Origin of the sequence: Pseudomonas sp. PA1(2017), from assembly GCF_001945375.1 — a bacterium.
Classification (GTDB): Bacteria; Pseudomonadota; Gammaproteobacteria; order Pseudomonadales; family Pseudomonadaceae; genus Aquipseudomonas.
Window position 1 is genome coordinate 81554 of the sequence record NZ_MSXU01000003.1, and the last position, 22359, is coordinate 103912.

General features: G+C 63.7%; 20 protein-coding genes. 9 read left to right on the plus strand and 11 right to left on the minus strand.

Going from position 1 to position 22359, the window contains the following annotated elements; genetic code table 11:
* The 7 genes from accB to BVH01_RS05540 all read right to left on the minus strand — a co-directional run.
* Nucleotides 1–374, minus strand: a 374-nt coding sequence (gene accB / locus BVH01_RS05510; protein WP_139317788.1) for an acetyl-CoA carboxylase biotin carboxyl carrier protein, incomplete at its 3' end; no start/stop codon positions are given.
* Between the two features lie 17 nt (nucleotides 375–391).
* The gene (locus BVH01_RS05515) at nucleotides 392–1186 is read right to left on the minus strand and encodes a D-glutamate cyclase family protein (protein WP_075929373.1); all 795 of its coding nucleotides are present in this window, start codon (nucleotides 1184–1186) and stop codon (nucleotides 392–394) included.
* Nucleotides 1183–2508, minus strand: coding sequence for an MFS transporter (locus BVH01_RS05520; RefSeq protein WP_075929374.1), 1326 nt, complete (start codon nucleotides 2506–2508; stop codon nucleotides 1183–1185). Before BVH01_RS05520 ends, BVH01_RS05515 begins: the two co-directional genes overlap by 4 nt.
* Before the next feature lie 207 nt (nucleotides 2509–2715).
* Nucleotides 2716–3483, minus strand: a complete 768-nt coding sequence (locus tag BVH01_RS05525; protein ID WP_075929375.1) for a LamB/YcsF family protein — start codon at nucleotides 3481–3483, stop codon at nucleotides 2716–2718.
* Nucleotides 3473–4414 carry a biotin-dependent carboxyltransferase family protein gene (locus BVH01_RS05530; protein WP_075929376.1) on the minus strand — a complete coding sequence of 314 codons (942 nt, stop codon included), beginning with the start codon at nucleotides 4412–4414 and terminating at the stop codon, nucleotides 3473–3475. Before BVH01_RS05530 ends, BVH01_RS05525 begins: the two co-directional genes overlap by 11 nt.
* The gene (gene pxpB / locus BVH01_RS05535; RefSeq protein ID WP_075929377.1) at nucleotides 4411–5181 is read right to left on the minus strand and encodes a 5-oxoprolinase subunit PxpB; all 771 of its coding nucleotides are present in this window, start codon (nucleotides 5179–5181) and stop codon (nucleotides 4411–4413) included. Before pxpB ends, BVH01_RS05530 begins: the two co-directional genes overlap by 4 nt.
* Before the next feature lie 193 nt (nucleotides 5182–5374).
* Complete coding sequence (locus BVH01_RS05540) at nucleotides 5375–5800, minus strand: VOC family protein (protein WP_075929378.1); 426 nt, start codon at nucleotides 5798–5800, stop codon at nucleotides 5375–5377.
* 125 nt (nucleotides 5801–5925) lie between these two features.
* On the opposite strand from BVH01_RS05540, the gene BVH01_RS05545 reads away from it, so the two are divergent.
* Nucleotides 5926–6789 carry a LysR family transcriptional regulator gene (locus tag BVH01_RS05545; protein WP_075929379.1) on the plus strand — a complete coding sequence of 288 codons (864 nt, stop codon included), beginning with the start codon at nucleotides 5926–5928 and terminating at the stop codon, nucleotides 6787–6789.
* A gap of 215 nt (nucleotides 6790–7004) precedes the next feature.
* Here the strand turns inward: BVH01_RS05545 and BVH01_RS05550 are convergent, their stop codons facing one another.
* The 3 genes from BVH01_RS05550 to BVH01_RS05560 form a co-directional block, all read right to left on the minus strand.
* Nucleotides 7005–7673, minus strand: coding sequence for a TIGR04211 family SH3 domain-containing protein (locus BVH01_RS05550; protein ID WP_075929380.1), 669 nt, complete (start codon nucleotides 7671–7673; stop codon nucleotides 7005–7007).
* 212 nt (nucleotides 7674–7885) lie between these two features.
* The gene (locus tag BVH01_RS05555; protein WP_075929381.1) at nucleotides 7886–9100 is read right to left on the minus strand and encodes an MFS transporter; all 1215 of its coding nucleotides are present in this window, start codon (nucleotides 9098–9100) and stop codon (nucleotides 7886–7888) included.
* 364 nt (nucleotides 9101–9464) lie between these two features.
* The gene (locus BVH01_RS05560; protein WP_371915585.1) at nucleotides 9465–9911 is read right to left on the minus strand and encodes a GNAT family N-acetyltransferase; all 447 of its coding nucleotides are present in this window, start codon (nucleotides 9909–9911) and stop codon (nucleotides 9465–9467) included.
* 288 nt (nucleotides 9912–10199) lie between these two features.
* Here BVH01_RS05560 and minC point away from each other — a divergent pair, with 288 nt between their 5' ends.
* The 8 genes from minC to BVH01_RS05600 all read left to right on the plus strand — a co-directional run bounded on the left by minC (nucleotide 10200) and on the right by BVH01_RS05600 (nucleotide 21402).
* On the plus strand, nucleotides 10200–10931 hold the full coding sequence (minC, locus tag BVH01_RS05565) for a septum site-determining protein MinC (RefSeq protein ID WP_075929383.1): 732 nt from the start codon (nucleotides 10200–10202) through the stop codon (nucleotides 10929–10931).
* Nucleotides 10932–11111: 180 nt separating this feature from the next.
* On the plus strand, nucleotides 11112–11927 hold the full coding sequence (minD, locus tag BVH01_RS05570) for a septum site-determining protein MinD (protein ID WP_013790889.1): 816 nt from the start codon (nucleotides 11112–11114) through the stop codon (nucleotides 11925–11927).
* Complete coding sequence (minE, locus tag BVH01_RS05575; RefSeq protein WP_013790888.1) at nucleotides 11924–12178, plus strand: cell division topological specificity factor MinE; 255 nt, start codon at nucleotides 11924–11926, stop codon at nucleotides 12176–12178. Before minD ends, minE begins: the two co-directional genes overlap by 4 nt.
* 184 nt (nucleotides 12179–12362) lie before the next feature.
* On the plus strand, nucleotides 12363–12998 hold the full coding sequence (locus tag BVH01_RS05580) for an RluA family pseudouridine synthase (protein ID WP_075929384.1): 636 nt from the start codon (nucleotides 12363–12365) through the stop codon (nucleotides 12996–12998).
* A gap of 230 nt (nucleotides 12999–13228) precedes the next feature.
* Nucleotides 13229–15379 carry a TonB-dependent siderophore receptor gene (locus BVH01_RS05585; protein WP_075929385.1) on the plus strand — a complete coding sequence of 717 codons (2151 nt, stop codon included), beginning with the start codon at nucleotides 13229–13231 and terminating at the stop codon, nucleotides 15377–15379.
* A gap of 135 nt (nucleotides 15380–15514) precedes the next feature.
* Nucleotides 15515–16348: a 5'-nucleotidase, lipoprotein e(P4) family gene (locus BVH01_RS05590; RefSeq protein ID WP_075929386.1), complete on the plus strand. Its 834-nt coding sequence runs from the start codon at nucleotides 15515–15517 to the stop codon at nucleotides 16346–16348.
* Nucleotides 16349–17057: 709 nt separating this feature from the next.
* Entirely contained in the window at nucleotides 17058–19967 is a 2910-nt protein-coding gene (locus tag BVH01_RS05595; protein ID WP_075929387.1) for a ribonucleoside-diphosphate reductase subunit alpha, read from the plus strand.
* Nucleotides 19968–20139: 172 nt separating this feature from the next.
* Complete coding sequence (locus BVH01_RS05600; RefSeq protein ID WP_075929388.1) at nucleotides 20140–21402, plus strand: ribonucleotide-diphosphate reductase subunit beta; 1263 nt, start codon at nucleotides 20140–20142, stop codon at nucleotides 21400–21402.
* A 95-nt stretch (nucleotides 21403–21497) separates the two neighbouring features.
* Here BVH01_RS05600 and BVH01_RS05605 read toward each other — a convergent pair.
* A partial coding sequence (locus BVH01_RS05605; RefSeq protein WP_075929551.1) for an IS4 family transposase occupies nucleotides 21498–22359 on the minus strand: 862 nt, incomplete at its 5' end.

A 22359-nucleotide genomic window follows, 5' to 3' on the forward strand; every position in this document is an offset into this window, starting at 1 on the left:
ACCAGGATGGACGCGATGGTGCCGCTCACCTCGGCCTCGACATGATTCATCATCTTCATTGCCTCGATGATGCACAGCAGATCGCCCTTGTTGACCGTCTGCCCGACGTCGACCAGTGGCGGCGCCTCTGGCGACTCGGCGCGATAGAAGATGCCGACCATCGGCGCACAGATGTTGCGCCCCCCGCTGCTTGCCTTGTTGGCGCGGGTGTCAGCCGGTGCCTGCTCGGCCGAGCGTTGCGTCGCTTCGCCAGCGACCCGCGATTGGCCCTTGTTCGACAGGCGCAGATGGAAGTCGCCTTCGCGAACTTCGAGTTCGTCCAAACCGGTGCGCTCGACCAGTTCGGCCAGTTTTTCGATGCGTTGAATGTCCAACTCGATTCCTCTCGGTTTCAGTTCAGCCGCGCGGCCATTTCGTCGACGCGCCAGTCGAGCACCAGCATGTGCCCGGGATAGTGGGAAAACACATAGGGCGCGCCCAGGGCAGGCAGCACCAGTTGGGGCGTCACCCCGCAGGCCCAGAACACCGGCACGCTGTCGTCGTCCATCGGCGGCAGCACGCCGAAGTCCGGCGTGTTGAGGTCGGTGATGCCCAGCCTGGCCGGGTCACCGACGTGCACCGGCGCGCCGTGACCGGTCGGATAGCGCGCCGTCACCTCCACGGCCAGCGACACCTTGCTGGCCGGTACCGGGCGCATGCTGACCACCAGCGGCCCGGACAGGCCGCCGGCCTCGCGACACGGCAGCGTCGTGCGGTACACCGCCGGCGCCGCGCCGGAAACCGGGATGCCGGCGCGGCGCAGCGGTGCATCGAAGGTATGGCTGCAACCGAGCAGAAAGCCCACGGCGTCGTCCTGCCAATAGCCACTCAGGTCGGTGGGTTCGTCGACCAGCACGCCCTCCTTCCACACCCGATAACGCGGCAGCATGCTGCGCAGGTCGATGGGCCCATTGCGGCCGTCGACGAACGGGCTACCCGGCTCGGTAACGGCGATCAATGGGCAGCTCTTCGGATTGCGCGTGCAGAACAATAGAAAGTCGTAGGCATGGGCACGCGGCACTACCGCCAGGTTGGCCTGCTGGTAGTCGTCGAGCACGCCCGAGGTGGGACGCGCCCATTCGCCTCGGGCGATCATTTCGCGCAATTGATGGGGCGTGCCCGGCACAGCGGTGGCGTCCAGATTCATCGCGACAGCTCCGTGTGTGCGGTTTCGCGCAGGGTCAGCAATGCCAGCAGTGCACAGAACGCCGCACCAGCCATGAAGATGCCAGGGGTCAGCAGGAAATCGGTCTTGGCGATGATCCAGGTCACCACATACGGCGTGAGGCCACCGCCGAGAATCGCGCCGATGTTGAAGCTGATCGCCATCGCCGTGTAGCGCACCCGGGTCGGGAACTGCTCGGCGTAGGTCGGGTAGCCCACCGACTGGATGATCGGCATTGGTAGCGTGGCGATGAACATGGCCAGTGCTGCGATCCATAGCGAGCCGCTATCCATCAGCAGCATCATCGGGATGACCAGGGTGATATAGCCGACAAAACCGATGGTCAACACCTTGCGACGGCCCAGGCGATCGGAAAGCCCGCCCCAGAATGGCATCATCGCCGCCATGCACAGGCTGATACAGGCGATCACCCAGAATACCTTGGATTTGTCGAAGCCCAGGTAAGTGGTCAGGTAGACGTTCATGAACACCAGGCCGATCCAGTAACCGGCGTTCTGCCCGAAGGTCAGCAGAATCACCCGGCCCACCGGGCCCAGTTGCGTGCTCAACACTTCCCTGATCGGCGCCTTGGGCGGCTGCTCCTTCTCGAGAAAGGCCTTGAACTCCGGGGTTTCCTCAACGTTGTGGCGCATCTTGCAGGAGATCAGCACCAACGGAATGGCCAGCAGAAACGGTATGCGCCAGCCCCACTCACGCAGCTGCTCATCGCTGAGCAGGCCAGTGGTGGTGGCGCAGACGATTGCCGCCATGCCGCCTCCCAGCGCGACGCCAACCGGGGTGAAGGCCCCGAAAAAGCCGCGCCGACCGGTCGGCGAGGACTCGGCGACGAAGGCCGCCGCGCCGATTACTTCGGCACCCGCGAAGAAGCCCTGGGTCAGGCGCATCAGCACCAGCAGAGTCGGCGCAAGGATGCCCACCTGAGCCGCGGTGGGCAGCAAGCCGATCGCTGCCGTCGCCATGCCCATGCCGATCACTGTCGTTAGCAGCACCTTGCGCCGGCCGATCCTGTCGCCGAGGCGGCCGAGCAACACCCCGCCCAGCGGCCGGATCAGAAACGAGCTGCCGAACACCGCCAATGCGGCGAGCAGCGAAGCGGTCGGGTTGTCGCCGGGGAAGAACAGCGGGCCGATGATCACGGCCATGTAACCGTACACACCGAATTCGTAATACTCGACCGCAGTACCCGTTGCCGAAGCGGTAGCGGCACGTTTGGCGACCGATGAAGCTTTTTGCGGGGCGGCCGAAGCCGTTCCCGAATAATCAGGACTGAGCACGCGAGACATATCTCACCTTTATGTCGATTTATGGAGGCAGTGTTGGCCAGTCGGGCTGGCTGTTTCTTGTCGTCCGTAACGCAGCGCGGCTGCGGCCACGGCCCTCTTGCTTTTTATTGGTTTGGTGAATCCCGGCAGTGATAGGGGTGTCGCGGCCCGTCTCCAGTGGGCGTGGGGTGTGACTGACACGGCGTTGTTATTGTTACCCGGGCCGCGTCATGGCTTGTTCGTGCAGGGTGCCTGCAGCAGCACGCCCTGTTCCTCCAGTGCCTGACGAATCGCCCGGGCGAATTGCGGCGCGCCAGGCTGATCACCGTGGATACAGACGCTGTCCGCACGCACGGACACCCAGGTGCCCTGCTGGCTGCGCACTCTGCCCTCGTGGAGCATCGTCAATATCTGCGCGGTAGCGACTTCGGGATCTTCGATCATCGCGCCGAGCGTGCCCCGGCGAGTCAGGGTGCCGTCCGCCTGGTAGGAACGGTCGGCGAATACTTCGTGGGCGACCTGCAGGCCCAGCGCCTCACCGGCGCGGGTCAGTTCGCTGTTGGCCAGGCCGAAGAGAATCAGTGCCGCGTCGACATCCCTGATCGCCTGGCAGATCGCCGTGGCCAGCTCGCGGTCACGGGCCGCCATGTTGTAGAGCGCGCCATGGGGTTTGACATGCCGAAGCTCGACGCCGGCAGCGGCAGTAAAGCCCTTCAGCGCACCGACCTGATAGACGACGAATGCATAGGCTTCGTCCATCGACAGCTGCATTTCCCGGCGACCGAAACCCTGCAGATCCGGCAGGCCGGGATGAGCGCCCACAGCGACGCCAAGCGCCTTGGCGCGAGCCACGGTCTTGCGCATGGTCGGCGCATCGCCGGCATGGAAACCACAAGCAATGTTCGCCGAGGTGATGTAAGGCAGCACGTTGGCGTCGTTGCCGGCCGAGTAAAGGCCAAAGCTTTCGCCCAGGTCGCTGTTGAAATCAATCTGCATGGGCGGCCTCCAGCTCGGCGAACAACGCGCTGCGCGCCAGGCTCAGTTGTTGGGCCCGATCCAGGCTGACCTGCTCGAAGCGGATTTCCTCACCGGGCAGCTTCTGCGCCAGGCGCGGCAGGTCGACACTGATCACACTGGCGATTTTCGGGTAGCCGCCGGTGGTCTGCCGATCAGCCATCAACACGATCGGCTGGCCATCGGGCGGTACCTGAACGGTGCCGAAAACGACCGCCTCCGACAGCAGGTTGGCCGGCTCGATCAGCTCGATGGGCTCGCCCTTGAGGCGATAGCCCATGCGCTCCGAATCGTTCTCGATGCGATAGGCGCTGGACAGGAAACGCGCCTGGGCGGCGGGCTCGAAGAGCGCCCACTGGCGACCGGCGACAACGCGGATCGGCCCATCTTCGTACCCCAGCAAGGCCGATTCACGAGGCAGCAGCACCCGCGGTGGATTGGCGAAGCCGGAAGCGATGCCAATCACGTCGCCACTGCGTAACGCCCGGCCGGCAAAACCACCATAGGCGCCGCGACCATAGGTGCTGGTGCTGCCCAGTGTGGTCAGCAGCCGATAGCCATCGCGCACCGCCAGATAGGCACGGGCACCACGAACCCGCTTACCGAAAGCCAGGACGGCACCCGAGCGCACGCGCACGGCTCGTAGCGGTTCAAGGGGCTGGCCGTCCAGCGTCGCGGCCAGATCGGCCCCGGCCAGCGCAATCACGGTACCGGCCTGAAAGACCAGCTCCGGGCCCTGCAAGGTGATTTCCAGAGTGGCCTGTTCGGCCCCATTGCCCACCAGCAGGTTAGCCAGGCGATGAGCATTCTCGTCCATCACGCCGTTGGCCGGCACGCCAAGATGCTGAAAACCACTGCGACCCAGGTCCTGAAAGGTGCAGGCCAGCCCGGGCTTGAGCACACGAAGCGTCATGGGCGCACCTCGGCCAGAGCCTGGAACTGTTCAGCGTCGATTGCGACGAAACGCACCCGGTCACCGGCCTGCAGCAGGCAAGGTGAGGCGTTGGCGAGGTCGAATACGTTGAGGGGCGTGCGGCCGATCAGGTTCCAGCCCCCTGGCAAATCCGTGGGATAGATGACGCTCTGGCGGTTCGCCACGCCGATACTGCCCCTGGCCACCAGGGTGCGTGGCGTGCTGCGGCGCGGTATGGCCAGGCGCGCATCGAACTCGCCGATATAAGCATGGCCGGGCGCGAACCCGAGCATCAGCACGTCCATGGGCGTGCGGGTGTGCAGCTCGATCACTTCACTGGGTGTCAGGCCGCAGGCGCGGGCCACCTCATCGAGGTCGGGGCCATGCTCGCCGCCGTAGCACACCGGCAGGGTAATCTCCATCGAGGTGGTCTCCCCGCCCCCGAGTTCCAGGCTGCCGAGCAGTGCTTCCAGCTGGCGGGTCAGGCTGCGATACGGCAACTCTGCGGCCAGGCAGTGAACGTGCTCGGCACGATAATGCAGGCCGATGGAAACCATGCCCGGCACGACATCGGTAATGCCCGCGAGCGAACCCCGGCTGCGCTGCGCCTCGATCTGCCGGGCAACGGCAGCAGCATGCCGGTTGGCCGCAAGGCTGAACTGTGCGGCGAACTGGATGATCAGGCAGGCATCGCCGCAAGGGACGATCTGCCAGGCATGCTGTGCCTGGTGGATAACGGAGGAATCAACGGTTGCTGGCTGGCCCATGGCGTCTTCATCGTCTTTGGCAGATGAAATGAAGCGCTCGACGGATACACCCACCCACCAAGGGCCTGTGGATTGACAAATAAAATCGATCATTATCGATTGTTATTCTCATCAAGCCAGGCCCACGGAAGGGAGATGCCGCAAAGCATTTTTGTCGAGCCGCCACTCTGTGTTGGCGGTCTGCGTTAGCGCATTACTTGGCGAACAGCTGACTCATGTCCTTGAATGCCTTGAACTCCAGTGCGTTGCCGCACGGGTCGAAGAGGAACATGGTGGCCTGCTCGCCGACCTGCCCCTTGAAGCGAACGTAGGGCTCGATCACGAACTGGGTTTCACGGGCGCGCAGGCGGTCGGCCAGGGCTTCCCACTCTTCCCAATGCAGGATGATGCCGAAGTGCGGCACCGGCACGTTGTGGCCATCGACAGCGTTGGTGTGAGCGGATTCCTGGGACGCGGTTTTCGGGTGCTCGTGGATCACCAGTTGGTGGCCGTAGAAATCGAAGTCGACCCAATGGTCGGACGAGCGGCCTTCGGGCAGGCCGAACACATCACCATAGAAAGCGCGCGCAGCGGCCAGGTCGTAGACGGGAATAGCAAGGTGGAAAGGCGAAAGGCTCACGGTAAGTCATCCTGTGCGGTGTTTTTTCTGTTGTCCATGGTGCAACTTGCCGCCCGCGCAGAAAAGCGGATATCTTTTGATTCGAGCTCAAATAATTTCGATCAATCGACCGCAGAAAGAGCGCCATGCTTCGTGAACTGAAAACCTTTCTGACCGTCGTCCGCTGCGGCACCTTCGCCGCTGCCGGCAAGCAGATCGGCCTGACCCAGTCGGCGGTCAGTGCGCAGATCAGAAACCTCGAAGATACCGTTGGCCAGTCGCTGTTCGACCGTACCGGGCGTACCGCCACCCTCAACCAGGCCGGCGCACGAGCGGTACCGCTGGCAGAAAAGATCCTCGAGCAATTCAGCTTGATGAGCACTCCCGAACGCCTTGAGGATTACCGGGGGGAATTGCGCATCGGCGCCATCGGTACCGTTCAATCCTGCCTGATGCCGGCGATGCTGCTGAAGCTGCGCGAACAGGCACCGGGCATCGAGACCAAGCTGGTGCCCGGCGTCTCGCTGGACCTGCTCAATCAGGTGGACAGCGGCGAAATCGATCTGGCGATCACTATCCGCCCGCCCTTCCAGCTACCCAAGGAGCTGGAACTCGAGCTGGTGCGTAGCGAACCCTTCGTACTGGTGGCACCCACCGGCATGGAGGCGAAAGATCCTCTGAAGATGCTCGCCGAGCATCCCTTCATACGCTACGACCGCAGCTCCTTCGGCGGCCGCCTGGTCACCCAGTTCATGCGCAGGCAACACATCCAGCCCCGCCAGGTGCTGGAGCTGGACGAGCTGGACGCCATCGTCAAGATGGTCGAAAGCGGCCTGGGCATCGCGCTGATCCCAGAGGCTGGCCTATGGGTCGAAAACAAGCCCCGGGTGCAGATCATCGACCTTGGCGACAAGGTGTTCTATCGCGACCTGGTGCTGATTTCCCGCTACGGCTCACGGCAGTCACCGGCCCAGAAACTGTTCCGCGAGTGTGTGATGGATCAGGCTTGAATGCCCCGCAAGGAGGGCCGGCAACGTGGCGGGAGCGGTCGTTATCCAATCCACTGTGGGAGTCGCGACCTCGCGACGATTCGCTCGGGCACCGCCGATAGGCAGTCAGGCTGCAATCGTTTCGCCCCGAGGTCGGGGCTCCCACAGGTTGGTTCGAGTGGCCGCTTTTGCCTTCCAGCGACCTCACCTGAACCACAAGAACGTCACCGACAGCCTCAGATCCACTGATCATTACGCTTGCGGCGCACGCGCAGCATGGTCGGCAGGATCAGCCCGAGCAGCAGGCCGGCGCCGGCGATGCTGCCGCCGTAGACCATGTAGCGCATCAGCACCTGCTTCTGCTCGTCGCCCAGTTGGGCCTGGGCTTCGCGCAGCTCCGAGCGGGCCTGGTTGAGCTCGATGTCCAGGGCGCTGCGGCTGGCTTCGAGCTCGTCGATCAGGGTCTTGCGCGAGTCGAGGGTCTCCTGCATGCCTTGCACGCGGGTTTCCCAGGTTTCGTTGATACCCTTGAGCTCGGTGCTCAGCTCGGTGACCTTCTGCTCCAGCGCCGGCAGCCGCTCGGCCTGGCCGGGTACTTCCTGCAGGTCGCGGTTGGGGATCCACACCGCATCGCCGTTCTCGCCGCGCACCTGGCTGTAGTCGCCCTGGGTGCGCAGCAGTTGCACGCGGGTGCCGGAGCTCAGGGTGCCGACGATGCGATAGCCCTCGGTGGGGCCGCTGCGCACGTAGGTGTTGAGGCTGTCACTGACCCAGCGCACGTTGTCGCTGGCCTGTTGGGCGTGGGCCGGCGCGGCGATCAGCAGCAGGCCGGATAGAACGCAAGTCCCCAATGCGCGAAGCGGCGACAGGGAAAAGGAAGCAGAAAAAGGGCGGGCTAGGGACATAAAAACCATCTTCACTCGGCGTGGAACACAATGCGACGTAGCGCGCGAACGTCGGCCAGGCGAATTGTTGTAACCGGCGCGAAAGTGGCGCAACGCCATGCCTTTCGCCGGTTTGGCCGACTGCTGAAAGACCGCAGCAGATCGGTCGGGTTCCTCAGCGCCCGGCAGATTGGCGGCGCTCCAACTGATGATCGGCGCGCCGCCCTCGCCCCTTACTTGCCGACGGCCAGCCCCTGTTCACCCGCAGCGCGCCGCCCGTGCCACAGCGCGAGCAGCAGAGCCAACGCCGGAAACGCTGCGCCTGCCAGCGCCGCGCCCTGCCAGCCGAAGCTTTCGTAGATCGGGCTGGCGATGGCCGAGCCGCTGGCACCGCCGATGAAGATGCTGGTCATGTACAGCGCATTGAGACGCGCCCGGCTGTTCTGCTCCAGCCCATAGACTTCGCGCTGGCCGAGCACCATGTTCAGCTGCACGGCGAAATCCAGCAGCACGGCGCACAGCACCAGACCGATCACGCCGCCCAGAGGGCCAGCCAGGGTCAGCGCGAAGGCCAGCGGTGCCAGCACCAGCGCCACTCGGGTGGCGCGCCGGGTGTGCCCGGCATCGGCTAGGCGCCCGGCGATCGGCGCAGCGATGGCGCCGATGGCACCGACCAGGGCGAACAGCGCCACGTGGGTCTGGCTGAACCCGTAGTGGCGCACCAGTTCCATCGGCGCAACTGTCCAGAACAGGCTGAACGAGGCGAACATCAGGCCCTGGTACAACGCCCGCTGACGCAGCGTCGAGTAGCGGCGCAGCAGGCCGAACAGCGACAGCAACAAGTGACCGTAATGGCCGCGGTTGTCCGGTGCATGGCGCGGAATGGTGGTGGCGATCACCACCACGATACCGAGCATCAGCGCCGCGGCCATGACGTACACCGCACGCCAGCCGAAATACTCGGCGATCAGGCTGGCCACCGGCCTTGCCAGGAGAATGCCCAGCAGCAGCCCGGCCATGATGTTGCCCACCACCCTGCCCCGACTCGCCTCAGGTGCCAGGTGCGCGGCGAGCGGAATCAACATCTGCACCGACACAGAGCTGAGGCCGATCAGCAGCGACAGGCCGAGAAATACGCCGGGCGCGCTGGAGAAGGCAGCGGCCAGCAGGCAGACCATGGCCGCCAGGGTGGTCAGCAGCATCAGCCGCCGGCTCTCCAGCAGATCCGCCAGCGGCACCAGAAACAGCAGGCCCAGGGCGTAGCCGATCTGCGTCAAGGAGACGATCAGGCTGGCCTGATGCATGGACAGGCCGACCGCCGGGGCGATCAGTTCGATGATCGGCTGGGCGTAATAGAGATTGGCGACGATGGCGCCGCAGCAGAAGGCGAACAGCAGCACCAGCGCCGGGGAAAGGCTGTGCGACGGGGTGGACGTGGATGTACTCATGATGACCTCGCGATGAGCCGCCCGGCACGAGCGGCTCGTCGGAACAGGAAGCGGGTAGGATGCCCGAATGTGCCGTGGCGTCACCAGCACGAGGCGGGCGGCCTGGGTTGCGCGAGAAATCTTGCCCTGGGTCGTTGGAGGACTTGAAAAGGAAAGGCGGTGGCTGGCCCACTCCCTGCATCCTCCGCCTCGCGGATTGCCGCCCGGCCTGGCGAGATTTCTCGCGCAACCCGAAGGGCCGGGCCCGTTTTGCCGCAATGCGGCGTTTCTCGCCGGCTCATTTAGCCCGCTAAACTTCGCGGCTCGTGCCTTGCCTTGCGGCAAAACGGGCTCCGGCGCGGTCGTGCGGAAGTGTTAACAGGCCCTAGCGCAAGTCCGTCAGCCGGCAGTGCATATGCGTCGTCTGCCACACCGGGTCGTTTTCCGCCTCGGTGACCGTGAAGCCCTGCCTTTCCCAGAAACGAATCGCGCCCGGCAGGAAGGGATGGGTGTGCAGGTAAAGCACCTCGACACCCTGGCCGAGGGCATGTTCGCGCAGCACGCTGCACAGCCTCGCCGCCAGGCCGGAGCGCCTTAAGGCCGGCGCCACGAACAGGCGCACGATTTCCACCGTACGTACACCCTGGTAATCGAGCTGGGCGAAGCGGTGGTCGTAGGGCAGATAGCCGACGGCCGCGACGATCTCCCCGGCGCAGCGCGCCAGCCAGAAGGCGCCCGCCTCGCCCTGCACGTACACCTGGGCGAAGCGCTGCAGGTCGGCCGGCAGCAGCGTGGCGTCGAGCATCGGGAAGGTCTCGGCGCGGGCGGCCATCACGAAGCCGATCGCTTCGTCGATATCCTCTGTCGTCGCCTGGGCTATGTGTACGAGAGAAGTCGCCGTCATGGGATCGATGGAGCACTCGGTCGCTTGCTTTGAAAGGTGCGCAACATAACGCGCAAGTAAAAGCCCGCCAAGTCGCATGGGCCATCGGGGCACCAATCGACGACCAGCTTGTCAGTGCAAACCTGGCGAAGGAAATGGACGCGACATTTATCCTTGAGCCCCGCCGCCGTTCTCGTTATAAGTCCCGCTAACTTTCCAAGGCCCATCAGGCAGACCATGAGCCAAGCTGATCTCCTCGACCAAGACCCCGTGTTCCAGCTCAAAGGCAGCATGCTGGCCATCACCGTGATGGAGCTGGCGCACAACGACCTGGCCCGCCTCGATGCGCAACTTGCCGAGAAGGTCGCTCTGGCGCCCAACTTCTTCAGCAACACACCGCTGGTCCTGGCCCTCGACAAACTGCCGCGCGAGGAAGGTGATCTCGATCTGGGCGAACTCATGGCCTTGTGCCGCAAGCACGGCCTGCGCACCCTGGCCGTGCGCGCCAGCCGCGAGGAAGACATCGCCGCCGCCAATGCCCTGGACCTGCCGGTGCTGCCACCGTCCGGTGCCCGCGAGCGGGTCATCGACCCGGCACCCAAACCGGTCGAGCCGCCCAAGCCGGTGGAACCCGAGGTCAAGCCGACCCGCGTCATCACCACCCCGGTGCGCGGCGGCCAACAGATCTACGCCCAGGGCTGCGACCTGGTGGTGCTGGCCCCGGTGAGTGCCGGTGCGGAACTTCTCGCCGACGGCAATATCCATGTCTACGCGCCAATGCGTGGCCGGGCGCTGGCCGGCGTCAAGGGCAACCGGCAAGCACGGATCTTCTGCCAGCAGATGGGCGCCGAACTGCTCTCCATCGCCGGCCAGTACAAGGTTGCCGAAGACCTGCGCCGCGACCCAAACTGGGGCCGGGCCGTGCAAGTCAGCCTGATGGGCGACGTGTTGAACATCACCCGTCTTTAACGGATACTGCCCGGCACTTTTAACTGTCACACAGGGCCCTCGAACGCCTCTGGGCGGGCTGTCAAAACAATCATCGGTCACCCCTGGCGAGCACCGCGCACGCCGCAGCCGAGCGATTCTTTCGACAGACCGCCAATCGCGGCAGGTTCCTGCTTTTATTCATTTTTAGGGTGAATCACCTTGGCCAAGATCCTCGTAGTCACTTCCGGCAAAGGTGGCGTCGGTAAAACCACCACCAGCGCTGCCATCGGTACCGGTCTCGCCTTGCGCGGCCACAAGACCGTCATCGTCGACTTCGACGTCGGCCTGCGTAACCTCGACCTGATCATGGGCTGCGAACGCCGCGTGGTGTACGACTTCGTCAACGTCGTCAACGGCGAAGCCACCCTCACCCAGGCCCTGATCAAGGACAAGCGCCTCGAGAACCTCTACGTGCTGGCCGCCAGCCAGACCCGTGACAAGGACGCCCTGACCCAGGAAGGCGTCGAGAAGGTCATCGCCGAGCTGTCGCAGAACTTCGAATACGTGGTCTGCGACTCGCCGGCCGGTATCGAGAAAGGCGCCCACCTGGCCATGTACTTCGCCGACGAAGCCATCGTGGTCACCAACCCGGAAGTTTCCTCGGTACGTGACTCGGACCGCATGCTCGGCCTGCTGGCCAGCAAGTCGCGCCGCGCCGAACAGGGTGGCGAGCCGATCAAGGAACACCTGCTGCTGACCCGCTACAACCCGGAGCGCGTCACCAAGGGCGAAATGCTCGGCGTTGAAGACGTCGAGGAAATCCTCGCCATCCGCCTGCTCGGCGTGATCCCAGAATCCCAGGCGGTGCTCAAGGCTTCCAACCAGGGCGTGCCGGTGATCCTCGATGACCAGAGCGATGCCGGCCAGGCGTACAGCGACGCCGTGGATCGCCTGCTCGGCAAGGAAGTGGCGCACCGTTTCCTTGATGTGAAGAAGCAGGGCTTCCTGCAACGCCTATTCGGAGGTCGCGAATGAATATTTTCGACTTCTTGCGCTCGCGCAAGAAGGAAACCACAGCCTCCATCGCCAAAGAGCGCCTGCAGATCATCGTTGCCCACGAACGTGGCCAGCGCACCCAGCCCGACTACCTGCCTGCCCTGCAGCAGGAGCTGGTCGAGGTGATCCGCAAGTACGTGGCCATCGACTCGGACCAGGTGCAGGTCGCCCTGGAAAACCAGGGCAGCTGTTCGATTCTGGAGCTGAACATTACCCTGCCCGACCGCTGATCCGTGTACCGTAGGGTGGGTTAGCGGCGCCTGGTGGTGACAGTCGCATCGCAGTCAGACTCAGCGCACTGCGTAACCCACCAAGCGATGCCGGAGAAGACATCGACCTCTGCGTTACTCAGCTCCACGAATGGCGGCCCCGATGGCCGCCATTCGCTTTTATCGCCCAACCCAAAGAACGCCCATGCCGCTCAGCCAAATCGAAATCGTCCACCAGGATGCCGCCCTGCTGGTGATCAACAAGCCTACCCTGCTGCTCTCGGTGCCCGGCCGCGCCGACGACAACAAGGATTGCCTGGTTACCCGCCTGCAGGAAAACGGCTACCCCGAGGCGCGCATCGTGCATCGCCTGGACTGGGAAACCTCGGGGCTGATCGTGCTGGCACGTGACGCCGACAGCCACCGCGAGCTGTCGCGCCAGTTTCATGACCGGGAAACCGAAAAGGCTTACACGGCCCTGTGCTGGGGCTCGCCCGAGGGCGACAGCGGCAGTATCGACCTGCCCCTGCGCTACGACCCGCCGACCAAACCGCGCCACGTGGTGTGCCACGAACACGGCAAGCATGCCCTGACCTTCTGGCGCGTACTGGAACGCCACGCCGAGCATGCCCGCGTCGAGCTGACACCGATCACCGGCCGCTCCCACCAACTGCGCGTGCACATGCTGTCCATCGGCCATCCACTGCTCGGTGACGGCCTCTATGCCCACGAACAGGCCCTGGCCGCCTACCCGCGCCTGTGCCTGCACGCCAGCATGCTCACCCTCACCCACCCGCAAAGCGGCGAACGCCTGCGCTTCGAGTGCCCGGCGCCGTTCTGAGCAGCCGAATCTTTCCGTAGCCTGGGTAGAGCGCAGCGAAACCCGGGGTTGCTCCTGGGTATCGCTGCGCTCGACACCAGGCTACGGCTGCCGGATTGCCAAAGCCACCATGGCAACCGCCGCCCCGATAAGCGACAATGCCGCCCCGCCAAGCGATGACTGCCGAACAGCCGATAAATCGCACGCACGCCGGATAGCCAACCGCCCACCTCTGCAATCAAGGATTTTGCATGGCCCTGCCTTGCCCGCGCTTTGCTCCGAGCCTGCTCGCCCTGGCGCTGAGCCCGACCTTCTGTTGGGCCGCCGAGTCGGCCATGGTGCTCGATGCCACCACCATCGAGGAACGGGCTGACGACGGTTACCGGGCGCGCAGCGCCGCAGTGGGCGGCTTCGCTGACGCCGAACTGCTCGACACGCCTGCTTCCGTTTCGGTGGTCAGCCGGCAATTGATCGACGACCAGCAGGCGCGCCTGCTCAGCGACGTGCTGAAGAACGATGCCTCGGTGGGCGAGGCCTACGCGCCCATCGGCTACTACGAGAACTTCGTGGTGCGCGGCTTTTCCCTCAATGCCGCCAACAGCTACCGGGTCAACGGCCGTAGCGTGGTGGGCGAGCAGAACGTAGCGCTGGAAAACAAGCAGCAGGTCGAGCTGCTCAAGGGGTTGTCCGGCCTGCAGAGCGGCGTGACCGAGCCGGGCGGGCTGATCAACTACGTGACCAAGCGTGCCGAGAACGTGCGCTCGCTCAGCGTGGCCAGCAATCAGGACGGCGAGCGTTACCTAGCCGCCGATCTTGGCCACTGGTTCGGCGCCGAGCAGCAGGTTGGCGTGCGCCTGAACATGGCTCACGAGGACATCCGCTCGTTCGTCGAACATGCCGACGGCAAGCGCGACTTCATTTCCCTGGCGCTGGACTGGAATATCTCGCCGGACGCCACCCTGCAGCTGGACGCCGAATACCAGACCCGCGAACAGCCGTCCGTAGCAGGCTACCAACTGCTCGGCGGCACCCAGGTGCCAAGCGGCGTCGACCCGGACAAGCGCCTGGGCCATCAGAGCTGGTCGAAGCCCGTGGGCATCGATTCGCTAAACCTCGGCGGGCGTTTCGAATACCGCTTCGATGACAACTGGAAGGCAGCCATCGATGCCTCGCGCAGCGAAGTGGTGATCGACGACTACAGCAGCTTTCCTTATGGCTGTAGCCCTGCCTCGGGATGCAGCGACTGGCTTACCCAGTTCAGCCCTGAGGGTGGCTACGACATCTACGATTACCGCAGCCCGGACGACACCCGCCGCCATGACGAGCTGCAGGCAACTCTATCCGGCGCCTTCACCACCGGCACCATTGGCCACGAGCTGACCCTTGGCAGCAGCGCACTGCGCCGCACCGTGGATCGCCGCAGCTCGGTCAACGAGTGGATCGGCACCGGCAATATTCACGAAGACCCAAGCGACTTCGCCCCGACCGACCTGCCGCTCAACCCCAGGCAACGGCGCCTGGACAGCCGTCAGTACGGGCTATTCCTCAGCGACCGCATCAGCTTCGACGAACACTGGCAGGTGCTGCTGGGCGGGCGGCAGGTACGCTTGGATGAGCAAGCTTTCAGCAGCAGCGGCGTTAGTGATCGCCGTACCCGGCGCAGCGAATTCCTGCCCAACGCCGCGCTGCTTTATAAGCCCCAGGCCGACACCACCCTTTACCTGAGCTACAGCAAGGGCCTGTCCCTGGGCGGCGAGGCACCCTGGTTCACCACCAACGACGGCGACATACTCGCCCCGACCACTTCCCGCCAGCTGGAAGCTGGCTTCAAGCGTGACTGGCAGGGCCTGAGCCTGGGCGCTGCGCTGTTCCGCATCGACCAGGCGCTGCAATACAGCCGCCCGAACGACGACGGCTCGCTCACCTATATTCAGCAGGGCAAGCAGCGCAATATCGGCCTCGAGCTTTCCGCCAGCGGCCAGGCCAGCCGCAATCTGCAGCTATCGGCCAGCACGGCGGTGATCCGCGCCCGGGCCATCGACAGCGGCACCGAAGCCTTCGAAGGCCACCAGGCGGTCAACGTGCCCAAAGTGCGCGCCAGCCTGGCCGCCGATTACCAGATCCCCGGCATCCAGGGCCTGTCGCTGCTCGGCGGCCTGCAATACAGCGCCAGCAAGTACGCCGACCCGAGCGGCACGGTGAAGGTCGGCGACTACACGGTGTTCAACCTCGGCAGCCGCTACACCACGCGCATCGAAGGCTATGAGACGGTGCTGCGCCTGAGCGTCGACAACCTGTTCGACAAACGCTACTGGCGTGATGCCGGCGCCTACCAAGGCGACGGCTACCTGTTCCCGGGTGACCCGCGTACGGCGCGGCTGTCCGCCACGGTGAACTTCTGATCACCACACCCTGTGGGAACGGGCGGGGACGCCTAGTCCATGCCCGTGATTTTCGCGGGCGCGGCCCGCTCCCACAATTGATCGCCGGCGGCTTTGCCCATTAACCATCGCCGCCCCACTGCAAGGATCATCTCAATGCGTAGCCCAGCACCTACTTTGGCTTTTGGCATGCTGAGCGCTCTGCTGACGGGCTGCCAGCAAGCTCCCAAAGAGCACGACCAGCTCGATGCCGTGCTGTGGACGCAGACCTCCATCGAGCACGAGGTGCTCTACCAGCAGATCTACGCCGCCGCGACCCGCCAGCTGCAGCCCGCGCTGGCCGACCCGCAGTGGGATGCCCTTGCCCAGGCGCCGCGCGAGCTCGATGGCTTGCCACCGGCGCTGATCGTCGACATCGACGAAACCCTGCTCGACAACACGCCGGTGAATGCCAAGTCCGTTGTCGATGGCGGCGCCTACGACTACGCCGAGTGGTACCGCTGGGTCGAGAAGGCCGAGGCCCGCGCCCTGCCCGGCTCGGTGGCCTTCATGCAGGCGGCTGACCGGCTGGGCATCACCACCTATTACCTGACCAACCGCGAACCAGGGCAGGAAGCCGATACCCTGCGCAACCTGCGCCAGGCGGGCTTTCCCATCAATGATATCGGGCAGATCCTCACCGCCGGCACGGCCATTGGCGGTTGCCAGCAAGCGGGCTCGGACAAGACCTGCCGTCGCCAATGGGTCGGCGAACACGCGCGGGTATTGTTGATGGTCGGCGACAGCTACGGCGACTTCATCGCCGCGCCCAATCGCCTGAGTGCGCAGCGCCAGGCCGCGATGCCCTACCAGAACTGGTTCGGCCAGCGCTGGTTCCTGCTGCCCAACCCCACCTACGGCGGCTGGTACACAGCGCCCTACGCTGATCGAAACGAGCTGCCGGATGGCGAAAAACGCGCCTTTAAGCAGCGCGCACTGATCCTGCCCTGAGCGACCAGCGGTCACGCTCGTGCGCTATGAGCCCAGCACGCACGACGTGATGGCACTTTGATTAAAAAGTTCAGTAAATAATCCCATATGTTGTGTTTGTGTGAGCCAGTGAAGCATCCCCGCCGCAGCCGGAAAAAAATCTACCTGCGGCATTAATGCCCATGCCCGGGCGAGCGCCAGCAACCATGGGCATTTGCGCCACTTACCCCGCCATAACCCACAGATTTATCCACAGCGTGAAGGGCTTGCCTTGACGCCCACACCGCACTATCTTGTATCCCCAGTTCGCCAGACCCCTATATGTTGGGTTTTGGCCGGAAAGACCCCAAGCACAGATGTGCTGAAAAAGTCCATGCCTCAAGCCCTTTTTGCAGAGGCCGTGGCAAACCGAGAAACAGTGGCAGCGAACGAGCCGATCGTTAGCGCCCGATGCGACACCAGACGCTGCGCCCGTAGCGGCCACCACAACATCTAGTGGCCCCACGCAGCAGGAAGCACCAGTAAACGCCAGGGATGAAGCGTTCCGGCATCGAACAGTACCGACCGCCGCCGAGCAGCGCCTCGACCGGTCCATCACCGCCTTTTTGCAACACCCTGCTGCCAGCCTCGTGCGGGCGCAGGCTTTGTCGATTGGAATGAACGCCAGGTACCACGTCGATCAACGACACAACGCTTCGCCCCGAAAATTTCATTGATCATGGAGACCTTCATGCACACCGACACCACTCGTGAGAACCCTCAGGCCAATGTGCCTCAGGGCGACGCCCCTCAGGATCTGGCCGCTACCGCGCCGGGCCAACTGCGTGTGATCAAGCGTAACGGCACCGTGGTGCCTTACACCGGTGACAAGATCACCGTTGCCATCACCAAGGCGTTCCTCGCAGTGGAAGGCGGCACCGCTGCCGCCTCGTCGCGCATCCATGACACCGTCGCACGCCTGACCGAGCAGGTCACCGCGACCTTCAAGCGTCGCATGCCGTCCGGCGGCACCATCCACATCGAAGAGATCCAGGACCAGGTCGAACTGGCCCTGATGCGCGCCGGCGAGCAGAAAGTCGCCCGTGACTACGTGATCTACCGCGAAGCCCAGGCCAACAAGCGCAAGAGCGCCGATGCCGGCAGCGGCATCGCCGAGCCACACCCGAGCATCCGCGTGACCCTCGCCGACGGCAGCCTGGAGCCGCTGGACATGGGCCGCCTGAACACCATCATTTCCGAAGCCTGCGAAGGCCTGCTGGAAGTCGACGGCGCGCTGATCCAGAAAGAAACCCTGAAGAACCTGTACGACGGCGTGAACCAAAAGGACGTCAACACCGCGCTGGTGATGACCGCCCGTACCCTGGTCGAGCGTGAGCCGAACTACAGCTACGTCACCGCCCGCCTGCTGATGGACAACATCCGCGCCGAGGCCCTGAGCTTCCTCAACATCGCCGCCAGCGCCACTCACCACGAGATGGCCGAGCTATACGCCAAGGCCCTGCCGGCCTACGTCGAAGCCGGTGCGCAGTTCGAGCTGCTCGACCCGAAACTCAAGGAATACGACCTGGAGAAGCTGGGCAAGGCGCTGAACCACGAGCGCGACCAGCAGTTCACCTACCTGGGCCTGCAAACCCTGTTCGACCGCTACTTCATCCACAAGGATGGCGTGCGCTTCGAACTGCCCCAGGTGTTCTTTATGCGCGTGGCCATGGGCCTGGCCATCGAAGAGCCGAAGAACCGTGAAGAGCGCGCCATCGAGTTCTACAACCTGCTCTCCTCGTTCGACTACATGGCGTCGACCCCGACCCTGTTCAACGCCGGCACCCTGCGCCCGCAGCTGTCGTCGTGCTACCTGACCACCGTGCCGGACGACCTGTCGGGCATCTACGGCGCCATCCACGACAACGCCATGCTGAGCAAATTCGCCGGCGGCCTGGGCAACGACTGGACCCCGGTGCGCGCGCTGGGCTCCTACATCAAGGGCACCAACGGCAAATCCCAGGGCGTCGTGCCGTTCCTCAAAGTGGTCAACGACACCGCCGTGGCGGTCAACCAGGGCGGCAAGCGCAAGGGCGCCGTGTGCGCCTACCTGGAAACCTGGCACATGGACATCGAGGAATTCCTCGAGCTGCGCAAGAACACAGGTGACGACCGTCGTCGTACCCACGACATGAACACCGCCAACTGGATTCCGGACCTGTTCATGAAGCGCGTCTTCGAAGACGGCAAGTGGACCCTGTTCAGCCCGAGCGAAGTGCCGGACCTGCACGACCTGACCGGCAAGGCCTTCGAAGAGCGCTACGAGTACTACGAAGCCCTGATCGAGTACGGCAAGATCAAGCTGTACAAGACCATCCAGGCCAAGGACCTGTGGCGCAAGATGCTCTCGATGCTGTTCGAGACCGGCCACCCGTGGCTGACCTTCAAGGACCCGTGCAACCTGCGCAGCCCGCAGCAGCACGTGGGCGTGGTCCACAGCTCCAACCTGTGCACCGAGATCACCCTGAACACCAACAAGGACGAGATCGCGGTCTGCAACCTGGGCTCGATCAACATGGTCAACCACATCGTCGACGGCAAGCTGGACACCGCCAAGCTCGGTCGCACCGTGAAGACCGCCGTGCGCATGCTCGACAACGTCATCGACATCAACTACTACAGCGTGCCGCAGGCCCGTAACTCCAACCTCAAGCACCGTCCGGTCGGCCTCGGCCTGATGGGCTTCCAGGACGCCCTGTACCTGCAGCACATCGCCTACGGCTCCGACGCCGCGGTGGAATTCGCCGACCGCTCCATGGAAGCGATCAGCTACTACGCCATCCAGGCTTCCTGTGACCTGGCCGACGAGCGCGGCGCCTACGAAACCTTCGACGGTTCGCTGTGGAGCAAGGGCATCCTGCCGCTGGACTCCCAGCAGATCCTCATCGAAGCCCGTGGCGCCAAGTACATCGACGTCAACCTGGACGAAACCCTGGACTGGGCACCGGTGCGCGAGCGCGTCAAGAAAGGCGTGCGCAACTCCAACATCATGGCCATCGCGCCGACCGCGACCATCTCCAACATCATTGGCGTGTCGCAGTCCATCGAGCCGACGTACCAGAACCTCTACGTGAAGTCGAACCTCTCCGGCGAATTCACCGTGATCAACCCCTACCTGGTTCGCGACCTCAAGAACCGCGGCCTGTGGGACCCGGTCATGGTCAACGACCTGAAGTACTACGACGGCTCCGTGCAGCAGATCGAGCGCATCCCGCAAGACCTGAAAGACCTGTACGCCACCGCCTTCGAAGTCGACACCAAGTGGATCGTCGATGCTGCCAGCCGTCGCCAGAAGTGGATCGACCAGGCGCAATCGCTCAACCTGTACATCGCTGGCGCTTCGGGCAAGAAGCTCGACGTGACCTACCGCATGGCCTGGTACCGTGGCCTGAAAACCACCTACTACCTCCGTGCCCTGGCCGCCACCAGCACCGAGAAGTCCACCATCAACACCGGCAAGCTCAACGCCGTGTCCAGTGGTGGCGACGAAGGCCTCAGCGCAGCCCCGGCTGCCGCGCCGGCCACCCAGGCCTCCCCTGGCCCGGCTCCGGTTCCGAAGGCTTGCGCCATCGACGAGCCGGACTGCGAAGCCTGCCAGTAATGGCCCAGCCGGCTGCAGCCCCTGCAGCCGGCGCAAATAACCCAAGAGCCGGGGTACAGCCCCGGCCTCTGATAATCAGCCGTAGCGCTCTGCGTGCACCGCGAGCTACCGACGATTAGCCACTATCCACACAGGCCGGCCCTTAGCCGGCCTCTCGAGCAGGAGCCCCACCATGCTGAGCTGGGATGAATTCGACAAGGAAGACGGCGCCGAAGCCGCCTCCCCCGCCAAGAACACCGCTGCACAGGCCCAGGCCGGTGCCGACATGAGCCTGGAGAAACTCAACCAGGTCGGCGGCAATGCCGCCCTCGAAGCCCGCGCCGTCGACGCCAACGACTCCGCTGCCGTAGCCCGCGCCAAACAAGCCCTCAACGACCTCGACATCCAGGAAGGCCTGGACGAGCTCGAAGGCAGCTCCGCGCGCGTGGAAGTCGGCGACAAGCAGATGATCAACGCCCGCGCCGACCTCAACCAGCTCGTACCCTTCAAGTACGACTGGGCCTGGCAGAAGTATCTGGATGGTTGTGCCAACCACTGGATGCCCCAGGAAGTGAACATGACCGCGGACATCGCCCTGTGGAAGTCCGCCGACGGCCTGACCGAAGACGAGCGCCGCATCGTCAAGCGCAACCTGGGCTTCTTCTCCACCGCCGACAGCCTGGTTGCCAACAACCTGGTACTGGCCGTGTACCGCCTGATCACCAACCCCGAGTGCCGCCAGTACATCCTGCGCCAGGCCTTCGAGGAAGCGATCCACACCCACGCCTACCAGTACTGCATCGAATCGCTGGGCATGGATGAAGGCGAAATCTTCAACATGTACCACGAGATCCCGAGCGTCGCGAAGAAGGCCTCCTGGGGCCTCAAGTACACCCGCTCGATCTCCGATCCCAAGTTCGAAACCGGCACCCCGGAAACCGACCGCCAGTTCCTCAAGAACCTGATCGCCTACTACTGCGTACTCGAAGGCATCTTCTTCTACTGCGGCTTCACCCAGATCCTCTCCATGGGCCGCCGCAACAAGATGACCGGCACCGCCGAGCAGTTCCAGTACATCCTGCGTGACGAGTCCATGCACCTGAACTTCGGCATCGACATGATCAACCAGATCAAGATCGAGAACCCGAGCCTGTGGGACGCCACCATGAAGGACGAGGCGACCCAGATGATCCTGCAGGGCGCCCAGCTGGAAATCGAATACGCACGCGACACCATGCCGCGCGGCGTACTGGGCATGAACGCCACGATGATGGAGGACTACCTCAAATTCATCGCCAACCGCCGCCTGACCCAGATCGGCCTGAAGGAAGAATACCCGGGCACCACCAACCCGTTCCCGTGGATGAGCGAGATCATGGACCTCAAGAAGGAGAAGAACTTCTTCGAGACCCGCGTGATCGAGTATCAGACGGGTGGGGCGTTGAGCTGGGATTGATGTCAGTTTGAAATCACGCTAGATTCACCCAACACCTGCCATGGATGTTGGGGTTGAAGCTTCGATAAAGAGCCCCGCCTAGTGCGTAATGCTGTTCACTTAAGCGGAGCAGCCTTACGATCCACCGGATATCGGGTTTTGGAAATCTTCACCGTCCTGGGTCTTCCCGGCCTTGGACGGTGATCCAGAAACATTCCTCCGATACCTCCCCGCAGCTCAGCCAACCTTCTGCCTGTCGCCGATACCGGATTAGCAGCTGCCATGACGATCAGTTGTACCGCAATGTACTGGCAGGCAGGTTTGAAGCGTATGTCTGAAGGCGTTCGGCCAAAGGCTATTGCGGCGTGGCTGGCCTCTCGACGGATGATGTTGTAAGCCAGTAAAAGTCCCCAGACCTCTTGATAAATAAGGTCGACCTTCTTGCTGCGCAGCGTTACCGCATTCTGCTGCATTGAGCTTTTGATATCCCGGAAGCCCAGCTCGATTTCCCAGCGTTCCAGATATAGTTCGGCGACCGCTTCTGCGCTGTAGTCCTCGACCGGCAGCGACGTGAGCAGCGATCTGATACGCCCTTGACTTTGATAGCTGACCTCGCGCACTTCCCAGTGTGTGGGCAGAGCCGGGTTTCGTTTGCGAGCCTGAGGCGAGACTTTCATCCGTACGAGGCGATCATGCTCGCCATAGCGCTCGACTTCCTCCATCACCAGGTTCTTGCGAGCTGGCGTGAGCCAGTGCCGATTGTTTCCCCCATCGGCAATGCTCAGCAGCAAATCAGCTCCCCAAAAGCCTTTGTCGAACAATGTGATCGAATTGTCCGGAATCTGGCCCAGGAAGGTTTCGGCCAAGCGCATCTCGCTGCCCCGATAAGGGCTGAGCTGCGCATCGAGGATCACGTGTGAGCGCACATTCATCAAGGCTACGAGGCGCAGCATCGGAAAGGGTGTCTGGCGCTCGGTG